Annotated in this window: 12 protein-coding genes; all 12 read right to left on the bottom strand. The window is 75.2% G+C overall.

The window, feature by feature from the left end; translation table 11 throughout:
- Positions 1–117: 117 nt before the first annotated feature.
- The 12 genes from ABZW32_RS17065 to ABZW32_RS17010 all read right to left on the bottom strand — a co-directional run bounded on the left by ABZW32_RS17065 (position 118) and on the right by ABZW32_RS17010 (position 17,753).
- Positions 118–2,970 carry a SpoIIE family protein phosphatase gene (locus tag ABZW32_RS17065; RefSeq protein ID WP_356216481.1) on the bottom strand — a complete coding sequence of 951 codons (2,853 nt, stop codon included), beginning with the start codon at positions 2,968–2,970 and terminating at the stop codon, positions 118–120.
- A 123-nt stretch (positions 2,971–3,093) separates the two neighbouring features.
- Positions 3,094–4,644 (bottom strand): hypothetical protein, encoded by a 1,551-nt coding sequence (locus tag ABZW32_RS17060; protein ID WP_356216478.1) that lies wholly within the window; start codon positions 4,642–4,644, stop codon positions 3,094–3,096.
- Between the two features lie 6 nt (positions 4,645–4,650).
- Complete coding sequence (locus ABZW32_RS17055; RefSeq protein WP_356216475.1) at positions 4,651–7,146, bottom strand: GTPase-associated protein 1-related protein; 2,496 nt, start codon at positions 7,144–7,146, stop codon at positions 4,651–4,653.
- Positions 7,143–8,333: a hypothetical protein gene (locus tag ABZW32_RS17050; protein WP_356216473.1), complete on the bottom strand. Its 1,191-nt coding sequence runs from the start codon at positions 8,331–8,333 to the stop codon at positions 7,143–7,145. Before ABZW32_RS17050 ends, ABZW32_RS17055 begins: the two co-directional genes overlap by 4 nt.
- Complete coding sequence (locus ABZW32_RS17045; RefSeq protein WP_356216470.1) at positions 8,333–10,513, bottom strand: Hsp70 family protein; 2,181 nt, start codon at positions 10,511–10,513, stop codon at positions 8,333–8,335. Before ABZW32_RS17045 ends, ABZW32_RS17050 begins: the two co-directional genes overlap by 1 nt.
- On the bottom strand, positions 10,510–12,618 hold the full coding sequence (locus ABZW32_RS17040) for an AAA family ATPase (protein ID WP_356216467.1): 2,109 nt from the start codon (positions 12,616–12,618) through the stop codon (positions 10,510–10,512). The genes ABZW32_RS17045 and ABZW32_RS17040 overlap by 4 nt, the downstream gene beginning before the upstream one ends.
- Positions 12,615–14,081, bottom strand: a complete 1,467-nt coding sequence (locus tag ABZW32_RS17035; protein WP_356216465.1) for a hypothetical protein — start codon at positions 14,079–14,081, stop codon at positions 12,615–12,617. The genes ABZW32_RS17040 and ABZW32_RS17035 overlap by 4 nt, the downstream gene beginning before the upstream one ends.
- Complete coding sequence (locus ABZW32_RS17030) at positions 14,078–14,728, bottom strand: 4Fe-4S single cluster domain-containing protein (RefSeq protein WP_356216462.1); 651 nt, start codon at positions 14,726–14,728, stop codon at positions 14,078–14,080. Before ABZW32_RS17030 ends, ABZW32_RS17035 begins: the two co-directional genes overlap by 4 nt.
- Positions 14,716–15,858, bottom strand: a complete 1,143-nt coding sequence (locus ABZW32_RS17025; RefSeq protein WP_356216459.1) for a hypothetical protein — start codon at positions 15,856–15,858, stop codon at positions 14,716–14,718. The genes ABZW32_RS17030 and ABZW32_RS17025 overlap by 13 nt, the downstream gene beginning before the upstream one ends.
- A complete protein-coding gene (locus ABZW32_RS17020; RefSeq protein ID WP_356216456.1) occupies positions 15,855–16,748 on the bottom strand; it encodes a protein phosphatase 2C domain-containing protein in 894 nt (297 codons plus the stop codon). Before ABZW32_RS17020 ends, ABZW32_RS17025 begins: the two co-directional genes overlap by 4 nt.
- Positions 16,745–17,515, bottom strand: a complete 771-nt coding sequence (locus ABZW32_RS17015; RefSeq protein WP_356216454.1) for a hypothetical protein — start codon at positions 17,513–17,515, stop codon at positions 16,745–16,747. The genes ABZW32_RS17020 and ABZW32_RS17015 overlap by 4 nt, the downstream gene beginning before the upstream one ends.
- A complete protein-coding gene (locus ABZW32_RS17010) occupies positions 17,508–17,753 on the bottom strand; it encodes a hypothetical protein (RefSeq protein ID WP_356216452.1) in 246 nt (81 codons plus the stop codon). The genes ABZW32_RS17015 and ABZW32_RS17010 overlap by 8 nt, the downstream gene beginning before the upstream one ends.
- Positions 17,754–17,885: the final 132 nt, after the last annotated feature.

The following is a 17,885-nucleotide window of genomic DNA, read 5'->3' as shown; positions in this document are numbered from 1 at the left end:
CACTAAGGCTCCATGGCGGGCGGGCGCGTACCGATCGAGACCAGCGTACGTTCGATGCCCCCGGCGGCGCAGTTCCAGCCGGTGGTGTCCGCCGACGTTCCCGCCCCCCGGCGCGTCTCAGAGCGGCTCGTCGTCCCAGCCCGCCAGGATCGCCTCCCCCGGAAGCGCTGCGGACGGCGCGCCCCCCGCCACCACCTCGTGGAGGGCCTGCTCGCTCCAAATGATCTTGCCGCGGGCGGTGTAGCGGGTGCCCCAGCGCTGGGCGAACTGCGCGACGAGGAACAGGCCGCGGCCGCCCTCGTCGGTCTCCTCGGCCCGGCGCAGGTGCGGGGAGGTGCTCGACCCGTCGGAGACCTCGCAGATCAGGCTGCGGTCGTACAGCAGCCTCACCCGGATGGGCTCGCTCCCGTAGCGGATGGCGTTGGTGATCAGTTCGCTCAGGATCAGCTCCGTCGTGAAGGCGATCTCGTCCAGGCCCCAGTCCGCCAGCCGGCGGGCGCACGCGTTGCGCACCCGGGACACCTGGGCCGGGTCGGGAGGTACGTCCCACTCGGCGATCCGCGCCGGGTCCAGCCGCCGGGTCCGGGCCACCAGCAGCGCGATGTCGTCGCTGGGCCGGGTGGGCAGCACCGCCTCGATCACCGCGGTGCAGGTTTCCTCCGGGGTCCGGGCGGGCCCGGACAGGGCGGCGCGCAGCGCCGCCAGGCCCGTGTCCGCATCGCGGTCGCGGCTCTCGATCAGCCCGTTGGTGAAGAGCGCCAGCAGCGAGCCCTCGGGCAGGGTCAGCTCCGCGGTCTCCATGGGCAGGCCCTCGCCCAGGCCCAGCGGCGGGGAGACCGGCACCTCGGGGAAGGACACGCTGCCGTCGGGGTGGACCAGGGCGGGGCCCGGATGACCGGCGGTGGCGGCCGTCACCTGCCCCGAGACGGGGTCGTAGACGGCGCACAGGCAGGTGGCTCCGGTGATTCCCTGCCACTCCTGCTGGTCGGTGTCGATGTGGGCGACCAGCTCGTCCAGGTGGCTCAGGAGCTCGTCCGGAGGCAGGTCGAGGGTGGAGAAGTTGTACACGGCCGTACGCAGGCGACCCATGGTGGCGGCGGCGTACAGACCGTGGCCGACGACGTCGCCGACCACCAGCGCCACCCGGGCGCCGGGCAGGGGGATGACGTCGAACCAGTCGCCGCCCACACCGGCCTTCGCGGACACGTAGCGGTGCGCGACCTCGACGGCGGACTGCTCCGGGACGCCGCGGGGCAGCAGACTGCGCTGCAGGGTGTCGGCCACGGTGTGCTCACGGGTGTACCGGCGGGCGTTGTCGACCGACAGCGCCGCCCGTGCGGTCAGCTCCTCGGCGAAGGACACGTCCTCCTCGTCGAACGGCGCCGCGTCCCGCCCCCGCCAGTAGCCGGCCATCCCCAGCACCACGCCCCGGGCCCGCAGGGGTACGGCGATCATGGAGTGGATGCCGCGTTCCAGGATCCGCTCGGCGTTGGCCGGGTCCTGCTCCCGCCAGTGCCGGGTGGCCTGCAGATCCGCTTCCAGGACCGCGTGCCCGCCGGCCAGCCCGACGGCCATCGGGCTGGACGGAACGAACCGGATCAGCCGGCCGACGGGGTAGAGCGGGTGGTCGCCATGGAGGCCCTCGGCGGCGGTGCGGCGCATCTCGGTGTTCATGTCGGGCGGCTCCTCGCCGCGCAGCACCGGCTCCAGCAGGTCGACCGTGACCACGTCGGCGAACCGGGGGACCGCCACCCGCGCCAGCTCCTGCGCCGTGCGCTCGACGTCCAGGGTCGTTCCCACCTGCACGCCCGCGTCGTAGAGCAGCTTCAGCCGCTCGCGGGCCACTTCCGCCCTGCCGGACAGCGCCCGCAGCTCCGTGGTGTCGCGCAGCGTGACGACGGTGCCGGCCGTGCCGTACGGGGCCGTGGGCCGGATGTTCACGGCCAGTAGCCGATCGCCCGCCATGTGCACCTCGTCGGTCGCGGAACGGCCCGATGTGATCCGCTCGGCGATCCCCTCCTCCAGACCCAGGTCCGTGACGGGGCGCCCCTCCGCGTCCCCCGGCAGATCGAGCAGCCGGCGCGCCTCGTCGTTGGCCAGCAGCAGCCGCCCGCCGTCCCCGACGATCAGCACGCCCTCCCGGACCGCGTGCAGCACCGCGTCGTGGTGTTCGTACATCCTCGTCATTTCCTCCGGCCCCAGGCCGTGGGTCCGGCGCTGGAGCCGGCGGCTCACCAGAGCGGTGCCGCCCGCGGACAGGGCGAGCACCGCGGCCGCGCTGCCGAGGACGACCGGCAGCTGGCCGTTCACCATGCTCTGCACGTTCTGGACCGTGACCGGGGAGGAGACGACGGCGATGACGTTGCCCCGGGCGTCCTTGACGGGGACCACGGACACCACGGACTGCCCCAGGGACCCGGCGAACGTCTCGGTGAACGACTTGCCGGCCGCCGCCGAGGCGAAGGGGCCCACGACGCGCTTGCCGATCTGCCGCGGGTCGCTGTGGGCGAGGGTGACCCCGTCGAGGGTGTACACGTTCAGGCCGTCGACCCCGGCGATCTTCCGGGCCGCCTCGGCGCTCGGCTGGAGCACCGCGCTGGGGTGGGCGCTCTGTACGGCGGCCACCATCCCCGGGGACTCCGCGAACGTTCCGGCGGCCGCGAGGGTCCGGTGCCGGGCGTCCAGCATGGCGGAACTCCGCGCCTGCACCACGAGCGCCAGGACCGCGGCGGAGACCAGCAGGACCACGACGGCCAGCTGGAGGAGGAACACCTCTCCGGCCACGCTGCGCGCGCTCAGGAGGGAGGACAGCCGCTGGGGCCGCCGCGCCCCTCCACCGGGGGGCGGGGCGTGTTCCCGCCGCCCCTCCTGCTCCCCGCGGTGTCCCGAGGGGGAAGGCCGAGCGGGAGCCGAGGGGCTCGGAGCCGAGCGGAGCAGCCGGCGCCGGAGGCCTCCCAGGTAGTTGCTCATAGTCCATCTTCTAACCTCTACGGCCTGTCGGCAGCGGGCGGCGACCGGACCGGCACCCGGGATACGGGCATCCCCGCAGGTCAGGTCACTGCCCTGGGGATGCAGCTCGACCCGCGGCCGACATCAGCCGCGCAGGCACCACTCGACGAACCCCGTGACGCTGCCGTCCACCCCGGCCTCCTCGTCCGCCACCGCGGCCGTGCGGAAGAACCGGACCTCCCGGAAGTTCAGATCCATTGCCCGGACGAGGCTGCGCAGGCCGAGCGCCTCACGGAGCCAGGTCCGGGCGCCGTCACCGTCTTCGAGAGCGGCCGGCACCAGGCCGTGCTCGGCGAGCAGGTCCGTCTTGCTGATGGCGACCGCGAGGCGCGAGCGCCGCAGGGGCGCGCCCATCGCGGCCACGGCCTGGACCGAGCGGGCGAAGACCTCCTCCGGATCCACCGTGGAGCCGAGGGTACGGTCCAGCAGCGGGCCGGGGGGCGGTTCCATGGTGGTCCAGAACGCCTTCACCGCCATCGGGTCCAATACGAAGACGAAGGTGCGCGCGGCCCGTGCGTAGCGCAGCGCGTCGGTGTCCTCGCGGTCGACGAACCGCTCGCCCGCCGTGTCGAAGAGGTGGACCAGCCGCCGCGACCGGCCGCCGCCGAGGACGAAGGAGTGCGCCCGCGGCAGGGTCTTCTGGGTGGCGCGGGTGTGCCCCCGCATCCGCAGTACCTCGCGCAGCACCTGGTAGTTGGCGTCCGACTCCTCGTCGGCGAGGGTGATCGCCGGGCCGCCGTTCGCCGCGGCGTGCTCCAGGGACAGCAGCATGGCCGCCATCAGCTGGGTCTTGCCCGCGGCCTGTCCGCCGATCAGCGGAATCACCACCTCGGGCATGTGGCCGGCGTCCGTGTTCATCGGCTTCCCGCAGTGCGGGTGGACGCAGTACGCCTGGAGCCGCCCGTCGCGGCCCATCAGCATCAGCAGCGTCGGCATGCGCTGCCCGCACTCGCAGCGGCGCCGGAAGATGCCGTACGTCCCCGGGCGGATGTCGGCGTGCCGGCGCCGGCAGGTGGGACCGGGGCAGTCGTACGCCGGGTAGGGCACCCGCTCGAAGCAGTGCGGGCACAGCATCCCGGTGCGCAGCCGCTTCATCCACAGCACCGACCGGTCGACGGCCCTCAGGGCGGCGGCGAGGAGCCGGGCCCCGGCCGTCAGCAGAGCCAGGACGAGCGCGTGCACGACGAGCAGCAGGCCGAGCAGCGGCAGGACCGCGGCCGCGCCCGCGCAGAGTCCCAGGTACAGCGTCAGACCGTACGGAACCGTGAACGCCCGGTGCCGTGCCGGGGCGACGAACTGCCGCGAGGTCACGGCGCGGAAGGCATCGCCGACCGTGGTGGCGTACGCGCGCCCCTCCAGCGTGAGCAGTTGGCGCAGGTCGCGGGAGGCAGGCCCGAAGAAGTAGTTGCGGTACGCCTTCACCGCCTCGTCCTGGGGGCGGTAGGGCGGCAGCGTCCGGAACTCGGGGGTGCGCCGGTACACGACGCCGACCAGCGTCCGTCCGTACCCGGCGAGCACCTGCACGACCAGTGCGAGGCCCCGCAGGGCGGCGATGAGCGGGGCGAAGGGCAGGTACGCGGCGAGCCCGGCGAGGAAGAGGACGGGCAGCAGGACGAACCTTGCGATTTCGGCCACCGGATGTCACCGTCCCTTCTTCTCGCGGGACGTGCGGGGTTTACGGGACGTGCGGGGTGTGCGCGATGTGCCGGGCGCCTCGCTCCGGCCGAAGGGCCACACCCACCGGAACAGGCCCTTCCGGGCGGGCCGCCGGGCCTCGGCCCGCCCGGCGTAGTGGTCGGCGAGTGCGGCCCGGTGGGGCCGCACCACCCGCTCCAGCCGCTCCAGGTCCGTCGCGCGCCAGTGTCCTTCGGGATGGGCCCGGACCGCCGCCGCGGTCTCCTCCTGGGCCTGGGTGAGCCGGGCCCCTTCGGGCAGCGTGGCGACGGTGGCGACATGACTGAGCAGGACGTCGTCGATCCGTCCGCCTCCCGTCATGCTCCTGCGCACGAGCGACAGGTACCGGTCCAGGTCGCGGTACTCCAGCTCCACCAGGCGGCCGCGGAGCCGGCCGACATCGGCGGGCAGGCGCAGCATGTTCGGTACCAGGTACCGGCGCCTCAATTCCCGTGGCGCCGCCCACCGGCCCGTCTCCGGGATCACGAACTCGGCGAGGAGTTCGGTGGCCTCCCGGGCCCCGAGCAGCGCGGCCTCCAGGCCGAGGGTGACGCGTAGGTACTCCGCGGCGCCCGCCGGCAGCCAAGCGAACCGGCCCGGATCGGAGAGGACCCGGCACAGGTGGAGACAGCCCCCGAGGGCGTCCTCGTCCCCTTCCCCGATGTCCTGGCTCAGGGCGCGCTCGAACCAGTCACCGACCGACGCGTCCACCGGCCGCGCGACGGACAGCTCCGTCGCGATCCGAGCCGCCTCCCGGTGCGTCCAGGTGCGCGAGGGCTGCCGCCACAGGCCGCGCAGCAGCTCCTCGTCGGGCGAGGTGCGTCCGCGGATCTCCAGGATCCTGAACATGATCGGGACCGTGTTCGAGGGATCGCGCTCGGCCCTGGCCCGGAGGTGGTGCTCCAGGAGCAGGGGCCGTCCCACCAGGTCGCTCTCGTGCAGGAGCTCGGCGGGGAACTGCGCGAAGAGCTGTTCCTGCCCCGGGCGCCGTTCCAGCGCCTCCTCCACCGCCGTGGCCAGCGAGGCCCCCATCACCGGCAGGACGCGCACGAGGTCGGCCACCTCCTCGCGGAACGCCGACGGGGGCGCCATGGCCCCGAGCAGCGCGTGGGACAGGGCGAGGGTCTCGCGCGCCATGACGCGCGGCGGTACCGGCAGCCCGGTGCCGACGGCCCAGAGCAGCAGGCGCGTGCGCTCGCGCGCGGTCCGCGCACCGGTGTCCAGCAGCCGCTGCCACAGGGCGGCGGCCCGTTCGCGGGCCACCGGATCGGTGAGCGGTACGGGTTCGACGGCGTCCTCGGCGGCGGTCGTGTAGGCCCGCATGCGCAGCCCGTACAGCTTGCCCTCGATCTCCTGGTGGACCGCCATGTCACCGCCGGCCTTCGCGGCCGCGCTCAGCGCGGTCAGCCGGGCGTCGTCCAGGTCCCGGTGCTCGCGGTGGATGTCCGCGGCGACGGCGGCGCGGCGCGGCCCCAGATGGGCCGCCCCGGCCAGCCAGTCGACCACCGCGTGGACATCGGCCGTGGCGAGCGCGATGCCGCCGGAGACCGCCGCCGCGGCGACGGGGGCGTGCCAGTCGTCCGGTGTCTGCTCCCCGCCCTCCGCGTAGTCCGCGGTCCAGGACCAGACGGGCCGGACGGAGCTGACACCGATCCTGGTCAGGAGCCGGACCAGTGCGGGGACGGGCACCTCGGGGAACACGCCCCTGGCGAAGTCGAAAACCGTGTAGTCCGCTTCGTCGTCCGGAGCGAAGGCGAGCGGCGGCTCGGGCACGGTGCCGATCAGGTGCAGCCGGCTGCGGGCCGGACGCAGGACGTAGGTGGCGAAGGACAGGCCGCGGGAGAGCCGTGGCGGCAGCAGGTAGGAGACCGCGGCGAACCAGTGCGCGATCTCCTCGGTCGAACGGTCGACCACCACCACCGAGCCGTGCTCGGTCAGCGCGGCGAACACGGCGGCCAGCAGCTCGGGCAGCCGGGCCGCGTGGGGATGGCCGCGCAGGAACTCGCCCACCGTCCGGACACCGAGCGGTCCGGGAGCGGGCCCGGCCAGCGTCGGGAGCTCCGTGCTCGGGGACACGGCCCGGGTCCACACCGGAGAGTTCCACAACTCGATCGGCAACAGGCCGCCCCCGGCCGCCGGGAAGTCGTCGCTGTGCAGGGCGTGGGCGAAGTAGTTGCCGAAACGCCGGGCGGAGTCGCGGCCCACGTACCGCACGCACAGGGCGGTGGCGCTGCGCCCGGACCGGTCGTGGGGCCGGTAGCAGAGGTTGACCGGGCAGCGCTCCAGTGACTCGGGCGTGTCCGACTCCACCAGCGAGCGGGGCGGCTCGTACCCGGCCAGCGCCTCCACGGCCAGCCGGGTCTCGGCCGTGACGCCCGCGCTGACGGCATTGAACTGGAAGCCGGAGAAGCCGCTGAGTCCGTGCTCGCAGGAGGTGTAGTAGAGCTGCTGGAAGTGCTTCATCCCCGGCCCGCCTTCGGTACCGAGCCGAACTCGCTCAGCAGCCACAGCAGCGGGTCGGCCACCCGGTACGGCTGGATGCCGGTGGGGGCGACCCGGGCGTCCGGGGTGGGGTTGCGGCCGAGGGCGGAGACGCCGAAGTAGCGGTAGCGGGAGTAGTGGTTGTTCAGCAGTTGGTCGATGGGAACCCCGTCCCAGTCCTTGAGGAGCCGGCGCACCTCCTCGTGGACGTTGAGGCTGTCACCGACGTCGAACCGGCCGCGCGAGGGCGCGTGGTCGCGCAGCGGACTGCCCGGTTCGAGCAGGTGCCAGAAGGCGTCCATCTTCGAGAAGACGACGGCGACGGGGGTGTCGAGCAACCGGTCGGAGCGGCCGGACCGGGGCGCGAGGAGCAGGCTGGTGACCCGGGAGAGGACGTTGAAGGGCGAGTCCAGGCCCTCGGTGCCGGGCAGCGGCGTACCCGGCAGCGCGTTGTCGCGGGCCCCGGGCATCTGCAACGGGTCGAGCAGCAGCACGATGCCGTCGGCGTTGGACAGGTACCGGGTGTTCAGCTCCACGCTCTCCCGGGAGCTGAAGTCCTCGCCGGCGGTGTCGAAGAACGACAGGACGGTGTGCTGCGGGCGTTCGCCGAGCAGGGTGCGCCGGCGCAGGCCGAACCGGAAGACCAGCGGGTCCACCCGGTTGAGGGTGGTGGAGGCGGTCTGGGTGCCGGGGAACATCTGGTTGTCGCGGTAGAGGCGGTCCTCGTAGTCGGAGCCGTAGCGCCTCATCGTCGCGTCGTCCGTGCCCATCAGGGCGGCCCCGTAGGACTCGCCCACCCGGTGGCGCACCTCGTGCAGGAGCACGGTCATGTAGACGGTCTTGCCGGACGCCTTCGGGCCGACCATGGCGATCAGACGGTTCTCCACCATGCCGAACTGCACGGGGAGGTCGGAATGGCACACCGGGCAGATCCGGTAGGTGGTCTCACCCGCGCAGTCCGGGCAGACGGCCGTGGGCTTGCGGCCGTCCGCGGCGAAGTCCGGGCCCAGGTCGTGGCTGCGGCGCGGTCCCTTGCGCTGGTCGAGCACCTGGTCGCGGCGGCGCGCGCACTGCTTTCCGGCCCGGCTCAGACGGGTGTTGCAGCGGAAGCGGATCTCCCGCGGGGTGAAGCCCTCGTAGCAGTAGGGGCAGATGAGGCGTTTGGCCATCAGGTGACTCGCAGTCTGTGCAGCGCCGTCGGGCGGACGTCGATTCCGGAGTCGGTGCCCGCGTCCGCCGGGAAGCAGACCAGCCAGGACGGACCGCGGGTGGCGGGCAGGGGGAACTCCACGGTCATGGGGGCGCCGGCGGTCAGCCGCTGCGCGGGTACCTCGTGCAGGACGGTGCCCTCGGCGGTGCTGGTGGGGCGGAAGCGGCCGAGGCTGTGGACGATGTGGAGGCCCGGCAGGTCACAGCCGGTCGCCGAGGTGAAGGTGACCGTGGCGACCCGGCCCGTGAGGCGCCGGCGCACGATCGGCTCGTACGCGACGACGGGGGGCGCGGCGGGGACGACGAGCGAGGAAGCGCCCTCGCAGCCCTCGTGGAGCCCGGGGACCAGGGCCTCCACGGTGAGGGTGACGGCCTCCCGGCCCGCGGCCAGGTCGAACCCGCCGTCGTGCTCGTACACCCGGCGCCGGCACACCACGTCCCCGTCGCCTGGGCCCGCACCGGCGGTGCCTCCCTCCCGGCGCCAGCGGACCCGTGCGCTCAGGGCGTCCCCGGGCCAGGCCCAGAGGACGAGGAGGTGGTCCCCGCGCCGGATGACCTGGAGCTGGTCCACCGGTACCGCGAACAGGACCCGAGGCTCCGACGGGGAATCCGTCGGGGCCCCGGCCGTGGTGTCGTACGGGCCGCCGAGGCCGGGCGGGTCCGCGTCCCGGGCCCCCGGGGGTTCCGGCGCCGCCGTGGGGGTGGTGCCCGGCGGGCCGGCGTGCGCAGTCCCGGCGGGGGGTGGTCCGGAGTACGGGGGCTCGGCGGGGGTCGCAGCGGCGTACGGGGCCCGTGCGGGGGGTGCTTCGGCGTCCCCGGGTCCGGTGTACGACGTGTCCGGAGCCCCGGCGTCCGGAGCCCCGGCGTCCGGCGGATCGGCGTGCGGCGGCCCGGCGTGCGGCGGATCGGCGTGCGGTGTACCGGTGTCCGCCCGTACGGGCCCTTCGGGCTCGGGCGGTGTGCAGGCGCTCCGGGACCCGCCCGGCCCGGCCTCCGGCGCCGGCCGACCGGTGTCGTCGATGGCCGGCGCGCCGCCCTGCCGCGACCCCGGTTCGGGGTCCTGCGCCCGGGGACGCCCGGTGCGGGGCTCCGGGTCCGTCGCGGCGACGGCGGGCTCCGGGTCCGGCCGGACACCGACGGCGTCCCGGCCGGGGTACCCGGCGTCGGCCCCCACGTATCCGGCGTCCGCCCCCGCGTATCCGGCGTCCGCGCCCGCGTATCCGGCGTCGGCCCCCGCGTACCCGGGCCCGGACCACGCCGGCGGCGCGGCGGATCCGGTGACGACGCGCAGGACGCCGAAGTCCCGCAGGGACAACAGCCCGAGCACGACGGCCAGCGCGGGCCGGTCGCAGCGCACCGAAAGGCCCCGCGCGGCCGGGAGGGCCTCGATCCCGGCCCGCAGCCCGGGGGCCTCGGCCATCCCGCCGGCGAGCAGCACCGTGTCCACGGCCGGTTCCGCGGTGGTCAGTTGTTCCGCGACCGCGGCGAGCACGCGCTCCCGCAAGGGCGCCACGGCCCGCTCGAAGGCGGCGCGTTCCGGGGGCAGCGGGTGCCGCCCGCCGCCCGCCTCCGCCGCGGCGGCGACGTCCGATCCGTCGAGCCCTTCCCGGAGCGCCCGCGCGGCCCCGAGCGGGTCCGCGCCCTCCGGCAGGCCCCCGGGCAGTTCCGCGGCGAGCGCCGCGTCCCAGGCGTCGCCGCCGAGCTGCAGGCCGACGGCGCGGACCACGCGCACGGTGAGGTCGGGGGTGATCGCCAGGACGCTCAGGTCCAGTGTCGTCGCCCCCTGGTCGCAGACGAGGACCGTGTGGTCCACGCCCTCCGCGACCGCCCCGTAGTGCAGGGCCACGGCCACGGGCTCCGGTACGACGCGCGCGACGTCGAGTCCGGCGCGTTCCACCGCGTACCGCAGCTCCTCCTCCCGCCCGCCCGACACCGGGAGCCCGAGGAGGGCCGCGCGCTCGGGCTCCACGGCGGGGGAGCCCGCCCCGGCCCGGGAGGCGCCGAGCAGCCCCGGCAGCGCGCGGACCGGGTCGAGCACCCCGTCCACGCCCGTCAGCTCGGTCGTCGTCACTTCGGGACGGCCGTCGGGGCCGATCCGTGCGAGGCGCCCGAACCGGTGCCCGAGGTCGATGGCGATCATGCCGGTCCGCTCCCTTCGTCCGCGCGCGCCACCGCGGTGTCGCCGTCCCGCCACGCCCCTTCGGGGGCGACCCGCGCCGTACTGTCGGCCGCGATGCCGACCCGGATCCGGCTGCCCGGATCCGGGCGGTGGGTCAGCAGGTGGCTGACGACGGCCGAGCGCACCACCTCCAGCTCGTTGCGGATCTGCCGTCCCCCGTACGCCTGGTGCCCGGGGTCCGACATCCGGTCCGTGATCCACGGGTGGAGGGTGTCCGGGTCGGGGATGAGTTCCAGGCGGTGGCGTTCGCGGACCGACTCGGCGAGCTGGCGCAGCAGCCGGTCGGCGATGCTGACGACGTGCTCGTGGCGCAGCATGTCGAACACGACCACCCCCGGCTTGAGCCGCCCGTAGATCTCGGGCCTGCCGATCGCGGCGAACTTGTCCTCCACCGCGCGGGTGAAGTGCGCCTCCAGCTGCCGGTACGAGAGCTCGCCGCGCTCCTCCAGCAGGCTCTGGACCTGCTCCGCGCCCGTGTTGGAGGTGAAGATGATCAGACACTGGGAGAAGTGCGCGGTCTGACCGCGCCCGTCGGTGAGCCGGCCGTCCTCCAGGATCTGCAGGAACTTGTCCAGGACCTTGGGGTGGGCCTTCTCGATCTCGTCGAAGAGCAGCACGCTGAACGGCCGTTCCTGCACCCGACGGGTCAGCTCGCCGCCCTGTTCGTGGCCGATGAAGCCGGGCGGCGCACCGGCCAGCCGCTCTGCGGCGTGCTCCTGCTGGTACTCGCTCATGTCGAAGCGGGCGTAGGCGCTCTGGTCACCGAACATCAACTCGGCCACGGCCTTGGCGAGTTCCGTCTTGCCGACACCGGTGGGCCCCACGAAGAAGAACGCGCCCCGGGGGCGGGCCGTCCCCGAACTGCCGAAGTCGACGCCCACGAACGCGGCCTGGAGGGCCGAGGCGACCGCGTTCACGGCCGTGGACTGCCCCACCACCCTCGTGCCGAGGGCCTTCGCGGCCCCCGCGACGGTCTCCCGGTCGAGCTGGGTCCACGGGTCGACGCTCACGTTGAGCCGGTGCAGCTCCAGCAGCCGGTCCGGCTTGCGCACGGGCGCGTTGCGCAGCCACGAGGTCCTGGCCAGGGAGTCGATGTCCCAGCCCGCCATGCCGTCGGTGGCGCCGACGAGGGCTTCGAGGTCGGCGCGGGAGGAGTCCTGCCCCCCGTTGAAGTAGCGCCGCAGCCAGCCGAGCCACAGACGGCGCTCGCTCGGGTCGGGCGGGCCGATGTGCAGGGCGGCGATCCGGGGGTCCTCCAGGTGGAACCAGCCGGGCAGCCGGCCGATGTCACCGACCGCGCACAGGACCGCGTTGCGCGCGTGCGGGGCCGGACCGGGCGCCGAGTGAGGGGTCACGGCCTCCGTCATCGCGGCGCGCAGCCTCAGGTAGCCCAGACGGGACTCGGCCTGGCCGGGAGGCAGGTGGTGGTCGACGTCCTCGAAGACGAAGGCGGTCGCCGCGTCCGGCGAGGCCACGAGGCGGTGCACGGTGGCCACCACGTCCTCGAAGGCACGCGGCCGGCCCGACGGCCGGGGCGCCAGCAGGCGCTCCCGGCCGCGGTCCCGCTCACCGCCGCGCCGTCCGCGTGCCGTGCCCGGCTCGCCGTCGGGTGCCCCCTGCGGGTTCCCGTGGCCCTCCGGCGGCCGGGTGCCCGCGGGCTCCGAGGGAGTGTCCGCGCCGCCGTCCGTCCGCGGGCTCCCGGACGGACGCCCCTCCCGCAAGCGGTCGAAGCGCTCCTCGTGGCCCGCCAGCGGGAAGGTGAGCCCGCCCACCGGGTCCCACCAGCCGACGGTCTCCGCGCCGCGCCGCTCCAGCTGGCGGGCGACCACCACGCGGAAGGAGGCCGGCCGGTCGGCGAACCACCAGCGGTCCCTGATCTGCCCGTTCATGATCACTTGGCGTCCGCGGCGCAGCTCCCAGTCCAGCGACACCGCCCACAGCGGCATCATGCCGTCCGCGGTGACCGGAGCCCCGTCGCCCGGGGGCCCGCTCCGGCGGTCGGCTGCCGGTGGGACGCCCACGGCACCGGCGCCCTCGGCCCGCTTCGTCAGGTCGGACGCGCTCACCGGCTCCACGTCCACTCCGCCGCGGCGGACGGCGGCGGCTGCTCCCCGGACCGCTTGCCCTGCCAGGTGAGCTCGCCGGGGACGAAGTCTTCGCGCTCCTCGATCGCCTCGTGCACCCGCTCCAGGAGGTCCTCGGTGCGGTCGCACGCCGCGCCCTGCGGATCCGGACGGAGCAGGACGTCGGGCTCGCCGTCGACCTGGTAGAGGAGGACGGCGTCATCGCCGTCCGTGCCGATCGTGGTCCGGTACGTCGCCCCGCTCGGGCGCTCGAAGCTCAGGAGCAGGCGTCCGTCCCGCTCGGTGCCGCCGGTGAAGGAGAAACCCTCACCGAGCATGGCGTCCCGCAGGGCCTCCGCGAGGTCCATCCGGCGCATATGGGCCAACTGGAGTTCGTCCAGCCGTGCTTCGGCTCCGACGAGCAACTCCTCCAGCGCCGCGACCGCCGTCAGCGCGTCCCCCGCCGAACCGGCCGCGAGCGGGCCCGTGACGGCGGTCAGCGCCGCCTCGATCCGCTCCGCGAGCTCGGGATCGGCCAGCTCCACGGCCTCGGCGGCCGCTTCCTCCACCGACTGCCGTACGACGGCGAGCCGGTCCGCCGCCTCGGCCAGCGCCGCCGCGAGCCGTTCCCGCTCCGCTTCCGCGGCTTCCTCCGCCGCCCGCGCCCGTGCTTCGGCCCGCGCCTGCCGTTCCGCCTCCCGCCCGGCGGCGCTCTCCTCGGCTCGCCGGGCGGCCTCCCGAGCCCGCCCGGCCCGCAGGAGCTCCTCGGCCGCCCGCTCCCCGCCGGTCGCGGCGTGCCGGGTGAGCGCGTGTTCCACGGTGCCGAGCAACGCCCCGAAGCGCGTCCGTCCGCCCGGTCCGGTCGCGGCGCGCAGCTCACCGAGCAGGTCGACGCACCGCCGGTACCCCTGCGGGTCGTGCTCCCGGGCCTCCGGCCCGATCCGGGCGAGGCGTTCCTCCAGCCCGGCCAGGACGGCTCCGTGGCCCGCGCCCGGGTCGGGAGCCTCCCCCTCCCGGCCGAGCAGGACCACCCTGCCGCGCAGTTCCTCGATCGCCGGGCCCAGCTCCTGCGCGCGGCCGACGCCGTCCCTCAGCAGGTCCAGCCGCTCCCGCAGGACGCGTACCTCGGAGTCCTGCCCGCGGACCCGGCCCAGCAGCCCTTCCACCTCGGCCAGCCGGCGCGCGTCGGCGCCGGACTGCTCCTGGCGCGACCGGGCGGCGTGCGCCTCCTGCCGGGCGGCACGGCGGGCGGCCAGCTCGGCCTCCCTGCGTTCGGCCTCCGCCCGCGCCCGTTCCCGGCGCGCCGCCGCCTCCCGGGCCCGCCGGGCGGCGCGTTCGGCCCGCTCCTTGGCCCGCTGCGCGTCCAGCCGTTTGCGTGCCGCCTCCCGGCTCCGGCGCCGGTCCGCCTCCAGCCGCGCGTAGGCCGGCGCGATCGTGACGGTGGTGTACTTCGGTGATCCGCTCATGCTTCCCTCCCTGCCTCGGCCCGCAGGACGAAGCCCCGTTCCGCGAGTCGTTCCTCGAGCCCTTCCCGGAACCCCGGAGCCGGCGGCACCCCCGCCCAGGACAGCGATCCGTCGGCCTCGACGGACAGTTCGACCCCCGCGCTGGTGTCCGGCTCGGTCCCCACGTGCGCGTAGCGGCCGGTCAGCGCGACGAGGCGCTGGTTGGACGAGCCGCGCCAGCGCAGGCCGTGCCGCCGGGAGGCCACGTACGGGCCGTCGACGAGGAGGTCGAGGCGCCGCAGCAACGCGCGCCGGTCCGGGCCGCCCCGGCGCAGGGCCTCGTACCGGAAGCCGGAGTACGCCATCGCGCCGAAGTCGGGGCGCCGTTCCCGGACGCGGTCGAGCAGCGCGGCCAGCCCGGCCGCCTGGGCGAAGGGCTCGCCACCGGAGAGGGTGACGCCCTCGATGTCCGGCAACCCGCAGAGCCAGTCGGCGAGTTCGGTCACGGTGTGCTCGGTGCCGCCCTCGAAGGGCAGGGTCTCCGACGCCACGCAGCCCCGGCAGCGCAGCGGGCAGCCCTGCACCCAGATCACGGCCCGGACCCCCGGCCCCAGGACGGTGCAGCGGTCGAGCCTGCGGGCCAACGACAGCCGGTTCACCTCTGCCATGCGGTCTTCTCCTCCCCGTCGTCCCCGTCGTCCCCGTCCTCCGCGTCGTCCGCGTCCTTCGGGAGCGGCGCGGCGCCGGCGGCGGGCGGCTCCGGGACCCGCGCCGGATAGCAGTCCGCGCCGTGTTCGGCCAGGTCGCACCACGGGCACCACGGGCGCTCCACCGTGTGCACGTGCAGGGCGTTCCTCCGGCAGGTCCTCAGCCGCGCCGGATCGGACTCCGCGGCCAGTGCCTCGGCCCAGGCCGACGCGGGGGGCCGCACTCCGCCGAACGCGGCCCGCAGCAGGGCGGTGAGCCGGCGGGGGAGCAGGTCGAGCGGCGGCGCCGACCGGGGCAGGACCACCGAGGTCCGGTCGAGCAGGCGGCACCGTCCGTGCAGGACGTTGTCGTCGTGGGAGAGGTAGTCGGCATCCGCCGCCGGGTGTCCCGCGAACGGGTGGAGCCCGCACATCAGCAGCTCGTGGACGAGGACCGCGAGCACGAAGTCGTCGGCCGCCCGGTCGGGCGCGGTGCCGACGGGCGCACCGATCCGTTCGGGCGCCGTGTGCCCCGGGCTGCCCATCCGCCCGGCGAACACCTCGCCGCCGTCCGTGAACTGCCAGGAGTCGACGTCGGCGATGCCCACCGCGCCGTGGGCGTCGACCCAGAGGTTGTCCGGCTTCAGGTCGCCCACCACATAGCCCTCGGAGTGCAGGTCCGCGAGGAGACGGGCGAGCGAGAGGCCGGCGGCGAGCGCGGTGGCCCACGTCGCGCTGGGGAGGTGCGTGCGGCGCGCCTGCGGGGTCAGTAGCCGGGCGAACGGCTGGTGGGCGTGGCGCATGTCGGCCATCACGTAGCCGTCCACCCCGTCGGGGCCCGGACCGCCGGCCCGGACCCCCACCAGCGGCCAGGCCACCCGCGGGGTGGCGCCGGACAGCAGCCGGACGGCTCGCGGTTCGCGGCGCTGGCGCACCAGCCGGTCGATCCGGCGCCGGTAGGCGGCCGGGTCCGGCGGGTCGGGGACCAGCTTGGCGACCAGCGGGCGCGCGTGGTCCACCGCGTACACGACCCCTTCCGAGCCGTTGCCGATCCGCCGCGTGAGGTGCCACGTGTGTCCGCCGGCGGACACCACGGTGAGGGTCATCGTCATCCGCCGTCCGTCAGGGCGCAGAGCACGGTCAGATCGTCACCGGTGCGGGCCGCCCCGGGCCCGGAGAGCAGGGCGCGCAGGGGTTCGGCGTCACCGCCGTTGGAGCGGAGCGTGGCGGCCAGCCCGCAGAAGAACCGCTCGGACGGCAACGGGCCGGCCTCGGGCGGGAGTTCGCGTACCGAGGGGTGATCGAGGGTCAGGGCCGCGCAGCCGTCGGTGGCGAGCACGACCCCGCTGAGGTCCGGCTCCCACAGGACGAAGGACCGTAATCGCAGGGCAGCCCCCGGCGAGGAGAGGAAGACCGTCTCCGGCGCGCCGGGGACCGGCGGCGGCAGGACCAGGTGACACCGATCCCGGACCCCGGTGGACTCCCTGGTCCCGGTGGACTCCCCGGTCCCGGCGGACTCCCCGCTCCCGGTGGGCTCCCCGGTCCCGGCGGCCCCGCGGGCCCCGGTGGGCTCGCGGGTCAGCACCGTCCCGAAGCAGTCGCCGACCGACACGAACGCCACCCAGGGCGGCCGCACGACCGCCGCGGCCAGGGTCGCGGCCAGCGCGCCGGCCTCCACCGGCCCTCCCGGCGCGGGCACCGCCGACAGCACGCCCTCGACCGCCCGCCGGTACCCCTCGACCACCCGCGCGCCCGCCGCGGCGATCCAGCCCGTCCACGTCTCGGGGGCGTCCTCGGCCCCGGGAACGCCCTCGGCCAGGACCCGGCACGCGGTGTCCACGGCGATGTGCGCGCCGAGTGCGCTGCGCTCGCGCCCTCCGGCGCCGTCCGCGACGGCGAGCACGGCAGCCCCGTCGAGGCCGACCGCCTTGAACGCGTCCTGGCACCCCTGCCCGCGGGCCAGGTGCGCGGTCCCCTGGACGGCGGCCCCCGCCACGATCACCGGAACTTCTCCTCGAGCAGTCGCATCCGGCGCTCCTGCTCCACGAGGTGGGCCGTCTGGACGTGGATCTCGTCGGCCGCCCGGACCGCGCCGATCCGGTCCGAGCTCTGGAACAGCAGATCGAGGATCTGGCCGAAGGGCAGGCCCTCCAGCATCAGAGCGCCCTTCGGCGCGAGGACCCGCAGCAGCTCCAGGTCGGCGCCGCGCACCCCGATCGCCTGGAGCACGCACTCGCCGCCCTCCTCGCCGAGACGGACCCTGCGTGCCGTGGCGGCCAGCGCGGCGGCGTCCATCGGCTCCCCGTCCGCGTCGCTCGGCGCACCGTCCGTCAGTACCCACAGGAACGGCCTGCGCACCTGGACCCGCTGTGCCTGCAACGCCCGGTGACGGGTGCGGGCCAGGTCGAGGGCCGACTCGACGGCCTCGGTCATCCGGGTCAGCCCGGACGCCTCCAGGCGGGGCGGGCGCATCCGGTCGACCGGGACGAAGATCCGTTCCGGGTCGGCCTCCGCGACCGGCACCAGCCGCTCCCGGTCCGGATCGAAGACCCGTACCCGCGAGTCGAAGGTGATCAGGCAGACCTCCACCCGCGCGCGCAGCCTCGGCTCCGCCCGTACCCCGTCGAACCAACCGGTCAGAGCCTCGTTCAACTCGTCGATCCGAGGGTTCCCGGCGGGGCGCCCCATGGACTGCGAGGTGTCGAGGAGCAGTACGACGGGCTGCCGTTCGTCACAGCCCTCCGCGAGTCCGAAACCGTACTCACTCATTCCCCGGAGCCCCGCCCTCGTCCGCCCCGCGCTCGTCCGTCCGGGCCGCGGCGCGCGCGAGGAGGAGGCGCCGAGCGGCGTCGTGCCGCAGGACGACCTCCGCACCCGGCGCCAGCCCGGGGGAGTCCGGGAGTGCGCGCAGCAGCACGCCCTCGACCAGGACGTACGTGTCGGGAGCCGGCCAGGTGATGACCCGGCCCGGCGCCCCATGACCCCACTGTCGCATCCCACGGCTCATGCGCCCACGCTAGGTGACGCGACGTCAACTGTGGTCACGTCAGCGCAGATTGCCTCCATGAAGATCCCTCCCGTGCCCCTGTGCGCCGCCCCGTGCGCTCTCGCGCGTACCGGGCCCCCTTCCATTGCACCG

The sequence above is a fragment of the Streptomyces sp. NPDC004667 genome (assembly GCF_040609475.1).
GTDB lineage: Bacteria > Actinomycetota > Actinomycetes > Streptomycetales > Streptomycetaceae > Streptomyces.
Note: the sequence above shows the minus strand (reverse complement) of the source record. Positions and strands in the feature narration are given on the sequence as shown.